17 protein-coding genes are annotated in these 12,659 nt (G+C 45.3%); 13 read left to right on the forward strand and 4 right to left on the reverse strand.

Annotation, left to right across the window (positions count from 1 at the left end):
• Nucleotides 1–25: 25 nt before the first annotated feature.
• Nucleotides 26–445, reverse strand: coding sequence for a hypothetical protein (locus D8Y20_RS05540; RefSeq protein ID WP_121542045.1), 420 nt, complete (start codon nucleotides 443–445; stop codon nucleotides 26–28).
• A 174-nt stretch (nucleotides 446–619) separates the two neighbouring features.
• Nucleotides 620–1,105 (reverse strand): YajQ family cyclic di-GMP-binding protein, encoded by a 486-nt coding sequence (locus D8Y20_RS05545; RefSeq protein ID WP_121542046.1) that lies wholly within the window; start codon nucleotides 1,103–1,105, stop codon nucleotides 620–622.
• A 102-nt stretch (nucleotides 1,106–1,207) separates the two neighbouring features.
• Between D8Y20_RS05545 and D8Y20_RS05550 the strand changes: the two genes are divergently transcribed.
• From D8Y20_RS05550 to D8Y20_RS05610, 12 genes are all read left to right on the forward strand, one after another.
• Entirely contained in the window at nucleotides 1,208–2,569 is a 1,362-nt protein-coding gene (locus tag D8Y20_RS05550; RefSeq protein ID WP_236075270.1) for a peptidoglycan DD-metalloendopeptidase family protein, read from the forward strand.
• Between the two features lie 46 nt (nucleotides 2,570–2,615).
• Nucleotides 2,616–3,587: an SIS domain-containing protein gene (locus tag D8Y20_RS05555; RefSeq protein WP_121542080.1), complete on the forward strand. Its 972-nt coding sequence runs from the start codon at nucleotides 2,616–2,618 to the stop codon at nucleotides 3,585–3,587.
• Nucleotides 3,584–4,180 (forward strand): HAD family hydrolase, encoded by a 597-nt coding sequence (locus D8Y20_RS05560; protein ID WP_121542047.1) that lies wholly within the window; start codon nucleotides 3,584–3,586, stop codon nucleotides 4,178–4,180. The genes D8Y20_RS05555 and D8Y20_RS05560 overlap by 4 nt, the downstream gene beginning before the upstream one ends.
• A 14-nt stretch (nucleotides 4,181–4,194) precedes the next feature.
• Nucleotides 4,195–4,767: an LPS export ABC transporter periplasmic protein LptC gene (gene lptC / locus D8Y20_RS05565; protein WP_121542048.1), complete on the forward strand. Its 573-nt coding sequence runs from the start codon at nucleotides 4,195–4,197 to the stop codon at nucleotides 4,765–4,767.
• A complete protein-coding gene (gene lptA, locus D8Y20_RS05570; RefSeq protein WP_121542049.1) occupies nucleotides 4,768–5,304 on the forward strand; it encodes a lipopolysaccharide transport periplasmic protein LptA in 537 nt (178 codons plus the stop codon).
• Nucleotides 5,301–6,032 carry an LPS export ABC transporter ATP-binding protein gene (gene lptB / locus D8Y20_RS05575; RefSeq protein WP_121542050.1) on the forward strand — a complete coding sequence of 244 codons (732 nt, stop codon included), beginning with the start codon at nucleotides 5,301–5,303 and terminating at the stop codon, nucleotides 6,030–6,032. Before lptA ends, lptB begins: the two co-directional genes overlap by 4 nt.
• A 97-nt stretch (nucleotides 6,033–6,129) precedes the next feature.
• Nucleotides 6,130–6,747 carry a flavin prenyltransferase UbiX gene (locus tag D8Y20_RS05580; protein WP_201265548.1) on the forward strand — a complete coding sequence of 206 codons (618 nt, stop codon included), beginning with the start codon at nucleotides 6,130–6,132 and terminating at the stop codon, nucleotides 6,745–6,747.
• The gene (locus D8Y20_RS05585) at nucleotides 6,735–7,370 is read left to right on the forward strand and encodes an SH3 domain-containing protein (RefSeq protein WP_121542052.1); all 636 of its coding nucleotides are present in this window, start codon (nucleotides 6,735–6,737) and stop codon (nucleotides 7,368–7,370) included. The genes D8Y20_RS05580 and D8Y20_RS05585 overlap by 13 nt, the downstream gene beginning before the upstream one ends.
• A gap of 27 nt (nucleotides 7,371–7,397) precedes the next feature.
• Nucleotides 7,398–7,655, forward strand: a complete 258-nt coding sequence (locus D8Y20_RS05590; RefSeq protein ID WP_121542053.1) for an accessory factor UbiK family protein — start codon at nucleotides 7,398–7,400, stop codon at nucleotides 7,653–7,655.
• A 768-nt stretch (nucleotides 7,656–8,423) separates the two neighbouring features.
• Nucleotides 8,424–8,873, forward strand: coding sequence for a hypothetical protein (locus D8Y20_RS05600; protein WP_121542055.1), 450 nt, complete (start codon nucleotides 8,424–8,426; stop codon nucleotides 8,871–8,873).
• A gap of 269 nt (nucleotides 8,874–9,142) precedes the next feature.
• On the forward strand, nucleotides 9,143–9,430 hold the full coding sequence (locus D8Y20_RS05605) for a hypothetical protein (protein WP_201265545.1): 288 nt from the start codon (nucleotides 9,143–9,145) through the stop codon (nucleotides 9,428–9,430).
• Nucleotides 9,431–9,589: 159 nt separating this feature from the next.
• On the forward strand, nucleotides 9,590–10,156 hold the full coding sequence (locus tag D8Y20_RS05610) for a porin family protein (protein WP_121542056.1): 567 nt from the start codon (nucleotides 9,590–9,592) through the stop codon (nucleotides 10,154–10,156).
• Nucleotides 10,157–10,303: 147 nt separating this feature from the next.
• Here D8Y20_RS05610 and mog read toward each other — a convergent pair whose 3' ends face one another.
• Nucleotides 10,304–10,834, reverse strand: a complete 531-nt coding sequence (mog, locus tag D8Y20_RS05615; RefSeq protein ID WP_121542057.1) for a molybdopterin adenylyltransferase — start codon at nucleotides 10,832–10,834, stop codon at nucleotides 10,304–10,306.
• Between the two features lie 190 nt (nucleotides 10,835–11,024).
• Nucleotides 11,025–11,864: an RNA polymerase factor sigma-32 gene (locus D8Y20_RS05620; RefSeq protein ID WP_121542082.1), complete on the reverse strand. Its 840-nt coding sequence runs from the start codon at nucleotides 11,862–11,864 to the stop codon at nucleotides 11,025–11,027.
• 207 nt (nucleotides 11,865–12,071) lie between these two features.
• Between D8Y20_RS05620 and D8Y20_RS05625 the strand changes: the two genes are divergently transcribed.
• Complete coding sequence (locus D8Y20_RS05625) at nucleotides 12,072–12,632, forward strand: Spy/CpxP family protein refolding chaperone (RefSeq protein ID WP_121542058.1); 561 nt, start codon at nucleotides 12,072–12,074, stop codon at nucleotides 12,630–12,632.
• Nucleotides 12,633–12,659: the final 27 nt, after the last annotated feature.

The following is a 12,659-nucleotide window of genomic DNA, read 5'->3' on the forward strand; positions in this document are numbered from 1 at the left end:
CATCTCCCTGGATAAAAACCAACGCTCAGGCTCTACGGTCCTGAGCAGAGCGCCTTTCACCATGTCTCCGCCCTTCAACCCGACGATCTACACTTTCTCTGCGATTTTTATGTCCCTTCGTTTGTTGAGACTCTATCTGCACCGGTTTTTTCAGATGATCCAACCCTTCAAATGAAGAGTGAATTTCTGATTCGCGATTTTTTACAGCTACAGCCGCCGGTGGAGTAATCTTTCTTTTGGTAGAACCCGGCTTCTTCTTTTCCTGCTGCTTTAACTTTTCGAGATGTTCTTTACTGAAATGATCATGTTTAGGATCATAATCAGTGCTTAAATCCACATCATTCGGATCATAAATATTTTTTTCTGCCCCGCTCCGTAAAAGAATCCAAGCTGAACCCACTGCAATAACAATTAACACGGAAATAATAATCACATCAATGTCCATAACATGCACCCCCAATAATGATGATACCAAAAACCAGTAAACATACTGAAAGTTTCATCATTCGTAAACCCTCACTCCGGATAATTTCCTATAAAGCAGGCAACAGTATTACGATACAGACACTCATTTAATTTATTGCGGCAATTCTTTTCCAGCTATTGCAGCAGACAAAGATCAGTCTCTAAAATTCGTAAACGATAATGGTCTATCCGAATCCATACCACGTGTTAGCTCCATCACAGCCTGTAGATCATCACGTTTTTTTCCTGTGACACGCACTTGATCACCCTGGATAGAGGCTTGCACTTTCATCTTTTCCTGTTTGATAAGTTTAACAATTTTTTTAGCCAGATCAGTGCTCACACCCTGTTTGATTGTAATAAGCTGACGTTTGGTGCTACCACTGGCATCTTCCGGGTCACCATATTCCAGACATGATGGCTCAAGTTTACGGCGTACCAATTTAGCACGTAAGATTTCAGTCACAACATTGAGCTTGTTAATATCATCACCCACAACCGTGATAGAATCTTCACCCAATTCTATGCTGGCATTACTACCTTTAAAGTCATAACGCGTGGTGATCTCTTTATCCACCTGATTCACTGCATTCGTCATTTCCTGCATATCTGTTTCACTAACAATATCAAAACTCGGCATAATAACCCCTCTATCAAATCTCTTTAATGCCAAACTGTGCCGCTTCAATCTTTGACAAGCAATGCGTCGCACTTAGATTCGCGTCAGCAAAGGAGATACAGCTTGTCCAACGCGTTCAAACATGACTTTTCAGATCAAGTGCCGGCCCACAAGTCGCGCACACGGCTGCCTAAGACAAAAGGCCTGAAAATACCACATCTACATCTGCCATCTCCACGCTGGTATCCCCTGTTTGGTGCCTTGGCAGGATTCATCTTTATCCTGCTCTTTATTGGTGGCGCCGGTCAGGATGCCCGTGCCCGCATGAGCATTGAACATACCGAATGGCTAACTGCAGATGTAAGCACCGTGAACAATCAATCGCCACAAGAACGTCTAGTACGTGTCCAGTCTGGTGATAATGCGGTTAGCGTTCTTACACGCCTCGGCTTCACCAGAACAGATGCTCACTATATTGTGAACGCTGCCAAATCCAGTTATAAGCTAAAAAATATTAATATTGGTAATGCCTTCAAACGCATAGACAGTAACTCCGGCACCGATGTTTTCTATAATATTGATGCTAAGAAGCAACTGTATCTACACCAGAACAGTGGCGAAAGTAACTGGCAGAGTAAGATACAGAAACGTCAAATCCTTACGCGCCACCGCTTGGCAACAGGTGCCATTCACGGAAGTCTGTTTGCCAGTGCCGAGAAAGCTGGCATGGATCAACGCACCACTATGAATCTGGTGGAAATTTTTGCCTGGGATATCGATTTTGCTCGTGATATACGCAGTGGAGACAGCTTTCGTGTGGTTTATGAAGAACGTTTTGATGATGAAGGTAATATGCTGGAGAGCAGCATTTTTGCTGCCGAATTCGTCAATCAGGGCAAAAAATTTGAATCCGTTCGCTATTTAAATGCCAAAGGCAAAGTCGATTATTACACACCTGACGGCAAAGGCATGCAAAAAACATATCTCAAAGCACCAGTGAAATTTTCACGCATTTCTTCCCGTTTCCGCACCAAACGTAAACATCCGATTCTGGGTTATACGCGTGCCCACCGCGGTGTAGATTATGCCGCCCCCAGTGGCACCCCGATTCACGCACTGGGAAATGGAAGAATAAAATTCAAAGGTTGGAAGAGTGGTTATGGCCGTTTTATCCTTATTCAACATAACACACGTGAACATTCTACCGCCTATGCACATATGCGCAGTTTTGCCCGTGGTATTAAAAAAGGCACCTATGTAAAACAGGGACAAGTGATTGGTTATGTTGGCATGTCAGGGCTTGCTACCGGCCCTCACTTGCATTTTGAATTCCGTTCCCGTGGTCGCGCCGTGAATCCATTGACAGTGAAACTTAAGCATCCTTCGGCTCCGGTACCCAAATCAGAGATGGCCCATTTCAGACAACAAACAGCCCCTTTAATGGGTATGTTAAAAGACGCGACACACGATCAAAGCTGGGGTTAATTAAAGAATGCAAAAAGATGCTGAAACCAATACTCAGAACATCAGTATGACAACTGAGCAACATGGATGGCTCAAAAAAGCACATAAGGTGCTGGATATAGAAATTGCGGCAATCCAGTCGCAAAAGGATGTATTGGGTGCTGATTTTATAGCAGCAGTACAGGCAATACTTGAGCTCCATGGTAAACTGGTTGTCATTGGCATGGGTAAATCAGGTATTATCGCCAAGAAAATCGCTGCCACATTTGCTTCCACCGGCACCCCTGCATTTTTTGTGCATGCCGCTGAAGCCCAACATGGTGATCTTGGCATGATTACCGGCCACGATGTGGTTCTTGCTCTCTCACACAGTGGCGAAACGACCGAAGTCTGTGGTTTACTCCCTGAAATCAAGCGTAGGGGTGCAACTGTTATAGCCATTACCGGCTCAACAACATCAACTCTAGCCCAGCATGCGGATATTGTATTACACATTCCAGTCACCCTGGAAGCATGTCCATTAAACCTGGCGCCTACCGCATCCACTACGGCCACCCTGGCTCTCGGTGATGCCCTCGCGGTAGTCATACTCAAACAACGTGGATTCAAGGAAGAGGATTTTGCGCGCGTACATCCGGCCGGCAGTTTGGGCCGAAAATTATTACGCGTAGCCGATGTCATGCATCAGGGTGATGAGTTACCGCTTGTATCAGAAGAAGCCCCGCTGAGTGAAGCCATTATGGTGATGAGTAGCCACCGCATGGGCATTACAGGCATTACTGCGGCAGGCAAATTAATTGGTTGCCTGACGGATGGTGATCTGCGCCGTATTCTGGAATCTGGACAGATCGATATCAATGTACCTGTGTATGAGCTTATGCACCCTGAACCTGCTACGATCACATCAAGTAAACTGGCCAGTGAAGCTTTATATTTTATGGAGACTGAGAAAATCACAGTGCTATTCGTTTGTAATAACGCACAGCAAGCCATCGGAATTATTCATATCCATGATATTCTGCAGGAGGGTATAGGATGAACGATCATCAACAGACCGATTTAACACAGAATTCAGGCTTCGATTTCCCGTTTGATAAAGCATTGGATATTCGCATGCTTATTCTTGATGTCGATGGCGTCATGACAGATGGCTGCATCATCATGGATCAACATGGTGATGAACTAAAAGCTTTCAATGTTCGTGATGGTCACGGTATCAAAATGTTACAACGCGCGGGGATCAGCATAGGCATCATTACAGGACGCAGCTCTGCTGTGGTTGCAGCACGCGCACATGATCTGGGCATAAAATTCGTTATTCAGGGCTGTCTGAACAAAGCAGAAGGTTTACGCCAAATGGAGCTTCAGAGTGGTATTACTGCCAATCACTGCGCCATGATGGGAGATGATGTACTGGATTTACCTCCTATGTATCAATGTGGATTAAGCCTGACTCCAGCAGATGCTCATCATGCTGTGCTTTCATATGCCGACTGGGTATCCGATTGCGCCGGTGGCCGTGGTGCCATCAGACAAGCTTCTGAAGGTCTGATTATCGCAGCAGGGAAATGGGATGAAATTGTTAAATCCCGTTATGATATTACTCCGGCCGCGTGCGGCTGGAAATGTTAAAGCACTCAGCATAAATGCGACCAACACTCTGGCGCAGCATCAAATGGATTAGTCTGGGCATTTCTGTTTCCAGTATTGTGCTGGCCATTGTACTACTGGGCATGTCTGGCCCGGAACAGGCTACCTCCACAACCGCAACAGAAGAACCGAACACCCAGGTGGAAAGTCCGGTGATGGTCGAAAGAAAAGACGGCAATGTGGTTTGGACACTGCGGGCAGAGGAAGCCAATCAACAGCTCGATGGTAATATGCAACTCACACACCCGACCCTAGAGCTCTATACCGAAAACCAGCAGAAGATCATCATTGTCAGTCAAAAGGCATGGTTCAACCCCATCACGCGAAATCTGCGTTTCGAAAAGGATGTATTCATCCGTTATAATGTTTGGAGCGCCTCCTCTGATCTTTTATTGTATATTAGTGATTCTGATGAGCTTCAAATGCCGAACGCATTCAAAATATGGGGTAAAAGCATTCAAGCTCACGGGAAAAATATGCACTTGCACCGCGACAGTGAACAGGTCACTGTAGATGAAGGAATCTGGATAGAAGATTCTGAACCACAATGGCAAGGAGTGGCACAATAAATGTTTCAACAAAATGGCCTTAAAACGATCCATATTCAACTTTTTCTCATCCTCTCCATTGTCTGTTTTCCACTGCAGAGCTGGGCAGGATCCATACAGATTGAATCCGGAAAAATGGTTCTACTGCACAAAAGTAATCAGGTGGAATTCACCAAGGACGTGCACTTAATACGTGATGAATTTGAACTGTTTTCCGATCGTTTAGTGGCTTATTACAATGACAAAGACCTTGAACGCGCTGAAGCGTTCGGCAACATCAAACTCAAGCAAGGCGAAGTGACAGGCAGTGCTGATAAAGCCGTTCTCAATCAAAAAAGCAATACGCTCACACTCATCGGCCATGCTCTGCTGGAACAGCATGGTAACCGCCTTGAAGGTAACAAAATCATTCATGATATCAGCCTTGAAAAAACACAGGTATTCCCTGTTAAAGGTGGCCGCACACATATGACCATCGAATCCAGCGATGATGGCAATGCCATGCTCCCTTCTGCCCAACCCAGCAAGAAACAACATGCAGGGGATGCAAAAAAATGAGTACCACTCATCATCTTTCTGCCCATGGCTTGAATAAAAGTTACCGTACGAAACAAGTGGTTTCAGATGTTAACCTTGATATCTTTTCCGGCGAATGCATTGGCCTGCTTGGCCCGAATGGAGCGGGAAAAACCACCAGCTTTTATATGGTCTGTGGCCTCATTCAGGCCGATAGTGGAGAGATCTCGCTGGATGACACCGATATCACGCACCACCCCATGCACATCCGTGCCCGAAAAGGTATTGGATATCTGCCTCAGGAAGCCAGTATTTTCCGCAAACTTACTGTACGCGAGAACTTATTGGCCATTTTTGAAACACTGGCGCTGTCTGACAGCCAAATCGAAGAGGAACTGGAATCACTGCTAGTCGATTTTGGCATTGAAGCTGTACAGCATCAAAAGGCATTCACCCTCTCCGGTGGTCAGCGTCGCCGTGCAGAAATTGCTCGTGCACTGGTCACCAAACCAAAATTTTTACTTTTAGATGAGCCTTTTGCCGGCGTGGATCCCATTGCCGTGGAAGATATTCAAACCATCATTGCTGATCTGCGCAGCAAGGGCATCGGCATATTGATTACCGATCACAATGTACGCGATACCCTCTCCATTTGTGATCGCGCCTACCTTATGGCCGACGGTAAAATTTTCATTCAGGGTAAACCTGATGAAATCGTTGATCATCCCGATGCACGCAGGCTTTACCTGGGTGAAAGTTTTTCAATGTGAGTATCTGTTTATAATTCACAATAGTAACAATGATTTCCTCATGCCACACAAGCTTGTAGCGTTGTGGCATTGATTATGGAGTGAAACATACACAGTGATAAAACAACCACAGGCCGAACAATCCATTGTAGTCGCTATCACTGGCGCTTCTGGCTGCGCCTATGCCTTGCGCCTGATCCAGCGCTTGTCTCAGGCAGGTGTATTACAACACATACTGCTTTCCGATGCGGCCAGAGTCGTGTTCAAACAAGAAGCTGATCTCCAATTGCCTGATGATACCGCATCCACAGCCCTGTCACTGGCCGGTCACCTCAACATACCTGTCGAATCTATACGCTGTTACAGCTTGAACGACTGGTTCTCACCTACCGCATCCGGCTCTGCCGGCATCAGAAAAATGGTCGTAGTGCCCTGCTCCATGGGTACATTAGCACGCATTGCATGTGGCGCATCAGATAATCTGATTGAACGGGCTGCCGATGTCATACTCAAAGAACGTCGGCAACTCATTCTTGTACCAAGAGAGACTCCGCTCTCCAGCATTCATCTTGAAAACATGCTCAAACTCTCTCAAATGGGCGCACATATCATTCCCGCCATGCCCGGTTTTTATCATAGGCCTGAAACCCTCGATGATATTATTAATTTCCTGGTTGATCGTATTCTTGATCATCTGGATATTCATAATCCGGAGGCCAAGAAATGGGGGCAATAAAACCGCACCAATCACTCCGTCACACCCCCTTGACCCTTTTCTTGCTACTCTCATGCGCTCTATCCGGCTGCACAGCAGTTACGGCAGTCTCTGCAATACCAGGTACGCTTTATGGTGCAGTCTCCGATCAATTTTCCAGTGAAGAAGTCAGCTTTCCATACAGTATCCGCGCCTGTCTCGTAGCAATACAAGACAGTCTTAAAAGCATGCGTCTTGCTATCGACATACTGGAAATTCAACCGGACGGCGGCTATGGCATTGCCTTTAACAATAAAAAGCTGAATGGTAAAATCACCTTAATCAAACAAACCGAAAGCCTGACCACCATCAAGATCAGCGTTAAATCTATGACTCGTGAGGAGTCAATTGAAGATGCCGTCATCAAAATGGTAGAAACCACATTAAAGAATCAAATCCAAACAGCCAAATTTCAACTCGCTGCCTATCAAGATCTACGGGCGCTGCCGTCAACCACATCACAACATCTCGGTTGGTTTCGTCCCGGGGCAATGCTTGATGCAAGTAAAAGTGATGTGGATGGCTGGTTAACAGTAGCACTACCATCGGGTGAGTCAGGCTATGTTCAAGGTGAATTCGGTCACCATAAAACAGTTTCAAGATAAATATCAAAAAGAGATATGGAGCAACACATGACATCAAATAATCAATCCATGGATGATATCGCAGAAAAAATTGCCGGTGGCCTACGCATGCTAGGTGGTTTTAAACAGGGCGCTGAGGCTCAAGTGCGCACCATTGTTGAAGGTGCACTATCCCAGTTCGATGTGGTTACCCATGAACGCATGCAAGTTCAGGAAGCGATGCTTGGAAAAGCCAGGGATGAGCTCAGCATTCTGGAAAAGAGAATTGCAGAACTTGAAGCTCAGATGAAGCTACTGACAAAATAATAACTAATGAGGCACCTTTTCGTGCCTCTCTGTGAATATAGTGTGTGCATTGCAGATAAGCGTTATATTGGCATTGCTTTCATTGAATTATTCGGAATACTAAATTATTTCGATTCGCAATGTTAAAGCTGCCACTGAATCAGGCTGGCTCAACTATAAGATCAATATTGAGGAGTACGCTGATTCACATGATAACAGATAGCCAGATGATACATCATGTATGATACGATAATGATTTTGGCACTACTGTTGTTTATCAATAGTGCCGGTGGCTTCTATATATATCTACGTTTTGGCCCTAGAAAGCTCGTAATGGTCCACATGAGCAAAGAAGAGCACAACAGATATCACGAACGACTGCCCCCGATAACCTTGCTCAGCAGTTTCGGTAGAAAACTGGCTCTGCTCGCCTGTGTAAGCATAGCTATCTCATTATTGCTGTTTTCAAATTTACTACTTGCCATATAAACGAAGGGTTTTCCCGTAAGCACAAGACAAACCGTGCCTATACTTTTCCCTGCTAATTAGACTGGCAGCAAGCCATTCATCGACATCTCCTTAGCTCATATCAAACATAGGTTCACCATATTTAGAAGCCCGGGTAATATCTCCTATTCAGGTGCGACAAAAGGAGTGAGTCATTTCAACACACTAATGATGCATTTCAACACACTAGTGATGTATGACACATTTCACTGTTTCAGGCCCCTTAGAATATCCATATAGAAGGCTTGGCCCTTCCGATGGTACACAAGATAAGGAGTCCATATGAAAAACTATCGTCCTAAAAGACAACAGATATCATTCACACAAAAACTCTTTCATTTAATTACTGTACTGATTCTCGCTACACTTGCGTTTTTCATCACCCCTATTACATCACAGGCATCCACAGCTGATGAGATCAACAATGAGCGGTTAATGTTAGGATCGCTTTGCGACTGTACTGCTGCTAATGACGATGCTGTTTGTCACATTCCACCTAACCAGTACGATGTACGACACACCATTCATGTCAATCAATCAGCGATCAATGACCACCTTGCTCATGGTGACACTATGGGCGCATGCCCTGGAGATAAGGAGAAGCTTGCTTCCATCCAAGATGATCTCGATGGAAGCTGCACATGTGCCGATGGAACCGTTGGTAACTGGTACTACAACTCACCAATCTTAACGCAGGATAGCACACTTAAAGATATGTATAGCCGTAGATAATGACTACACCGAGCTTAGCTAAGCCTACGGCTGTCCTGGTTCTCCACTTCTGACAGGACAGTCGTAGCACTAACCACCGTTCAATGCGTATAAAGAAATGCATGCAAATGCCCCTCCCCTAAAACAAACGCTGTCAGAAAAAAATCACTACCACATAAATGAAATAGCCAAATCCCCTGCTCTTGATTACTCTGCGGCTACTCAAGTAGAAAATAACAGCGTCACATCTATTGAGCCCATCGCTACAAACATCGCCTTTAGGTACTGATATGAAATTGAAGAACAGAGATTTTCCTGACAACCCATTTTTATATACCTATGCCATCATCATGATTTCAGCAGGTCTGGTCATGCTAGCCGCTACCGGTCTATCTATTTGGCAGGAAAACTGGCTCTGGTTTGCAGGTGGTTTAATCATCTCCATTGTCATTTTTGTAGTCTTAAACAAGAAATGTCTGCGTGAACTTTCCTGTCCCAAATGCAAAAAACATATCGCTTTTGAGGCAGGCTCAGGTGTTGTCTGTAAAAAATGCAAAATAGCCTGGCAATTAAACTAAGCGCATCAATCATCGAAGCTATTTGGCAGATACTTTTTTCCACCCTTTAATCACTTTTCAATAATCCCGCGCCCCATCACCCTATTAACTTTCAGGTTCGTTTAAGGTTCAACGACAAGTATTCGCATATACATTAATACATCAAGAGGCATTCAATATATGAACAAAACAATAAAATCATCCCTGACACTGTGCATGATGCTTGCATTTGGAACAGCAGCACATGCTTCAGATCCTTATGTAGGCACTGGATTTGGCGCATTTAATCTGGGTACAGGCATTAGCAAAAAAGCTGTTGCAGGTGGTTATATTCAGGTAGGTGATGATTTTTCCGAATTCGTTGGGGCTGAACTACGCCTTGGTGCTTCTGGTAAAACAGGTGAAGAGCTAACAGCTCAGCCAAGAACCCGTATTGATTATTTTGGTGCTGCATTTATTAAGCCCAAATATGATATCAATGATCAGTGGATGGCATATGGCCTAATCGGCGTTGCAACACTTAAAGCAAGTTACAGCCAGGGAGCATTCCCTAAGCAGAAAAAGACACGTACCGGTTATGCCTACGGAGCGGGTATACAGTATCGCATTGCAGACAACTACAGCATCGGTGCTGAATGGTCTCACATGCTGAGCAAACCAAAAACTACTGCTACAACGATCAACACCAACTTTAAAGGGCTCGAATCAAGCATGTTTACTCTGAGTGCAAAGTACTATATTTATTAAGGAAAATCTGATTTATTCAGTGCTTCTTTAGGCCACCCTTTTTCTCCCTCCCCCCCTTCTGAATGGGGTGGCCACCAAAGAGGTGGAAGCGAAAGCTTCCACCTCTTTTTCTTGCTTTCACAGGAATCAACAAACTATATCATTCGATTACTTTTTCTTAGGTCGAAACACCTTGCACTGCTTCGGATCAGCAATCAGAAATGGACCTTCAACCAGGTCGATACAATAGGGTACCGCTGGAAATACCGCGTTCAGGCAATCATCAATAGCCGATGGTTTACCCGGTAGATTAATCATCAATGACTTGCCACGAACACCAGCTGTCTGACGCGATAAAATCGCCGTAGGTACAAACTTGAGTGACTCCTGACGCATCAATTCACCAAAGCCCGGCATCATCTTCTCACATACGTTTTCAGTTGCTTCAGGCGTGACATCGCGTACTGCCGGCCCTGTACCACCGGTGGTCACAATCAGGCAACAGCCCTCATCATCCGCCAACGCTTTCAGAGTGGCTTCGATACCATCCTGATCATCAGGAATAACGCGGCTCACAGCCTGCCAATCTGATGTCAGCACGCGCTCAAACCAGGCCAGCATCGCAGGCCCGCCCAGATCCTCATACTCACCACGGCTGGCTCGATCTGAAACGGTAATAAATCCAATTTTCGCGTTCATTTTTTAATCCTTTTTGGCCACAGATATATAAATTAAACACAGACGAAAAATAATCTGTCTTATCCTTATTCCAATGCAGCGCATACAATATTTTTAAACCCAAAGCGTACAGGCTTTAGACCCACATAACCTTTTATATCAATTTATCTCAACACTCTGTTATTGTGAAACGAGCCGGTAGCAACCCCGCCTACTCCCCAATTGTCATATCTTCACTAAACTGTTTCATCTTCTTTAAGGAGCGCGCTTCGAGTTGTCGCACCCGCTCTATCGAAATACCAAACTCCTCTGCCAACTGTTTTAACGTTGCAGGTGGTTCGATCAGGTGGCGCTGCTGAATAATATATCGATCCCGAGCTGATAACACCGACATCGCCTGCTGCAACTGATTACGGGTAGAATCACCCCAATCCTTGTCAGCCAATAGTTGTTCAGGTGTATCTGCAGGCGATGGCAATTCCAGCACATGCCCATCCTCTTCTGTAGCCGCATCAAGCGAGTAATCACGCTGTAAAAAAGAAGAGGCAATGGCCTGATACGATTTACCACTTGTGCCATGTGACTCGGCCACCGTTTCCAGATCTCTGCCTTCAAGTGCAGCAATGGCGTGTTCAGCCTTCTGCAAGCCTGCAAAAATACGCCGTTGCAGTTTATTGGTACCCATTTTGACGATGCTCCATGAGCGCAGAATAAAATCGTGGATCGAGGCACGTATCCAGTAAGAAGCAAAGGTTTTCAGCCTGAAACCACGCTCGGGATCAAAGCGTTTTACGGCATGCATCAAACCCAGCGTGCCCTCCTGAATCAGATCTTCCTCAGGCAGTCCGAAATGGCGATATTCACGCACGATAGCTGCCACGCTGTGCAGATTGGCATTGATCAACTCCTGAACAGATGCCAGATCATGGTCACGATGCCATTTGCGTGCCAGCTCCTCTTCTGTCTGCCTGTCCAGCTTGGGAATTCTGCGCAGCTCCTGATAAAACATATCAAGGCTGGTCAGCGACTTCAGCGCACTGTTATTCGTCAATGACATCCTCCCTCGTGATATACCAATCAACGTACTGCAAAAGCATAAAATCGTCAAATCAATACGACTCTTCGCTCCTTATTTCAGGAGTCTGACATGATAACCGTTCACAAATCTTTACATAACAGAAATCTTCAGGAAACAGAGTAGCTCTAATATTCCCCCTGTGCTTCAGACAAACAATAAAAAACACAGGAGATAATCATCATGACAGAACATACAGAAGAGAAAACAGAACAGCATCAACACGAAACAGACAGATCCAAAAAATGCTGTAAAGGCCATCATAAGTGTCGCCGATTAGGCAGAGCCATATTTGGTATTTTAGCAATTGTCGGCATTGTTGCATTGGCGGGTGCTGCTTTCGGCTCATCGTGCGGATATGCGGGTTGGCATCATGGCGGCCATCACTGGAGTGAAGTCGATTCCGCCAAACAGATGAATCGGATGACAGAGCGACTTATCGAGCATGTCGATACCACTCCCGCCCAAGAGCAGCAGATCAAGACCATCACCAGCAGCTACCTGCCTCAAATCCAGACCATGAAAGGAGGTCATCTGAACAGTCGCAACGAACTTACAAAGACACTCACACAGGAACATATCAACAGAGCTGAATTGGAAAATGTACGCCAGGATGCACTCTCTTTAGTGAATAAAAACAGTAAAGTAGTCATACAGATGCTGGCCGATATTGCAGATGTGTTAACACACGAGCAGCGCCTGACTCTGGCGGCTGAATTCGCTGAATTTCACCATTCACACTAAATCCCATAGTCATGCTGCCGGTTCAAA

This window comes from Mariprofundus sp. EBB-1 (assembly GCF_003665155.1).
In the GTDB taxonomy this organism is placed as follows: domain Bacteria; phylum Pseudomonadota; class Zetaproteobacteria; order Mariprofundales; family Mariprofundaceae; genus Mariprofundus.

Excerpts from the sequence above, each read along its gene's own strand:
- D8Y20_RS05600 (WP_121542055.1), top strand. The coding sequence starts at position 8,424 with ATGAAAAACTATCGTCCTAAAAGACAACAGATATCATTCACACAAAAA.
- lptC (WP_121542048.1), top strand. The coding sequence starts at position 4,195 with ATGCGACCAACACTCTGGCGCAGCATCAAATGGATTAGTCTGGGCATT.
- D8Y20_RS05585 (WP_121542052.1), top strand. The coding sequence starts at position 6,735 with ATGGGGGCAATAAAACCGCACCAATCACTCCGTCACACCCCCTTGACC.
- D8Y20_RS05625 (WP_121542058.1), top strand. The coding sequence starts at position 12,072 with ATGACAGAACATACAGAAGAGAAAACAGAACAGCATCAACACGAAACA.
- D8Y20_RS05555 (WP_121542080.1), top strand. The coding sequence starts at position 2,616 with ATGACAACTGAGCAACATGGATGGCTCAAAAAAGCACATAAGGTGCTG.
- D8Y20_RS05540 (WP_121542045.1), bottom strand. The coding sequence starts at position 445 with ATGGACATTGATGTGATTATTATTTCCGTGTTAATTGTTATTGCAGTG.
- D8Y20_RS05590 (WP_121542053.1), top strand. The coding sequence starts at position 7,398 with ATGACATCAAATAATCAATCCATGGATGATATCGCAGAAAAAATTGCC.
- lptA (WP_121542049.1), top strand. The coding sequence starts at position 4,768 with ATGTTTCAACAAAATGGCCTTAAAACGATCCATATTCAACTTTTTCTC.
- D8Y20_RS05560 (WP_121542047.1), top strand. The coding sequence starts at position 3,584 with ATGAACGATCATCAACAGACCGATTTAACACAGAATTCAGGCTTCGAT.
- D8Y20_RS05545 (WP_121542046.1), bottom strand. The coding sequence starts at position 1,105 with ATGCCGAGTTTTGATATTGTTAGTGAAACAGATATGCAGGAAATGACG.
- D8Y20_RS05610 (WP_121542056.1), top strand. The coding sequence starts at position 9,590 with ATGAACAAAACAATAAAATCATCCCTGACACTGTGCATGATGCTTGCA.
- D8Y20_RS05605 (WP_201265545.1), top strand. The coding sequence starts at position 9,143 with ATGAAATTGAAGAACAGAGATTTTCCTGACAACCCATTTTTATATACC.
- lptB (WP_121542050.1), top strand. The coding sequence starts at position 5,301 with ATGAGTACCACTCATCATCTTTCTGCCCATGGCTTGAATAAAAGTTAC.
- mog (WP_121542057.1), bottom strand. The coding sequence starts at position 10,834 with ATGAACGCGAAAATTGGATTTATTACCGTTTCAGATCGAGCCAGCCGT.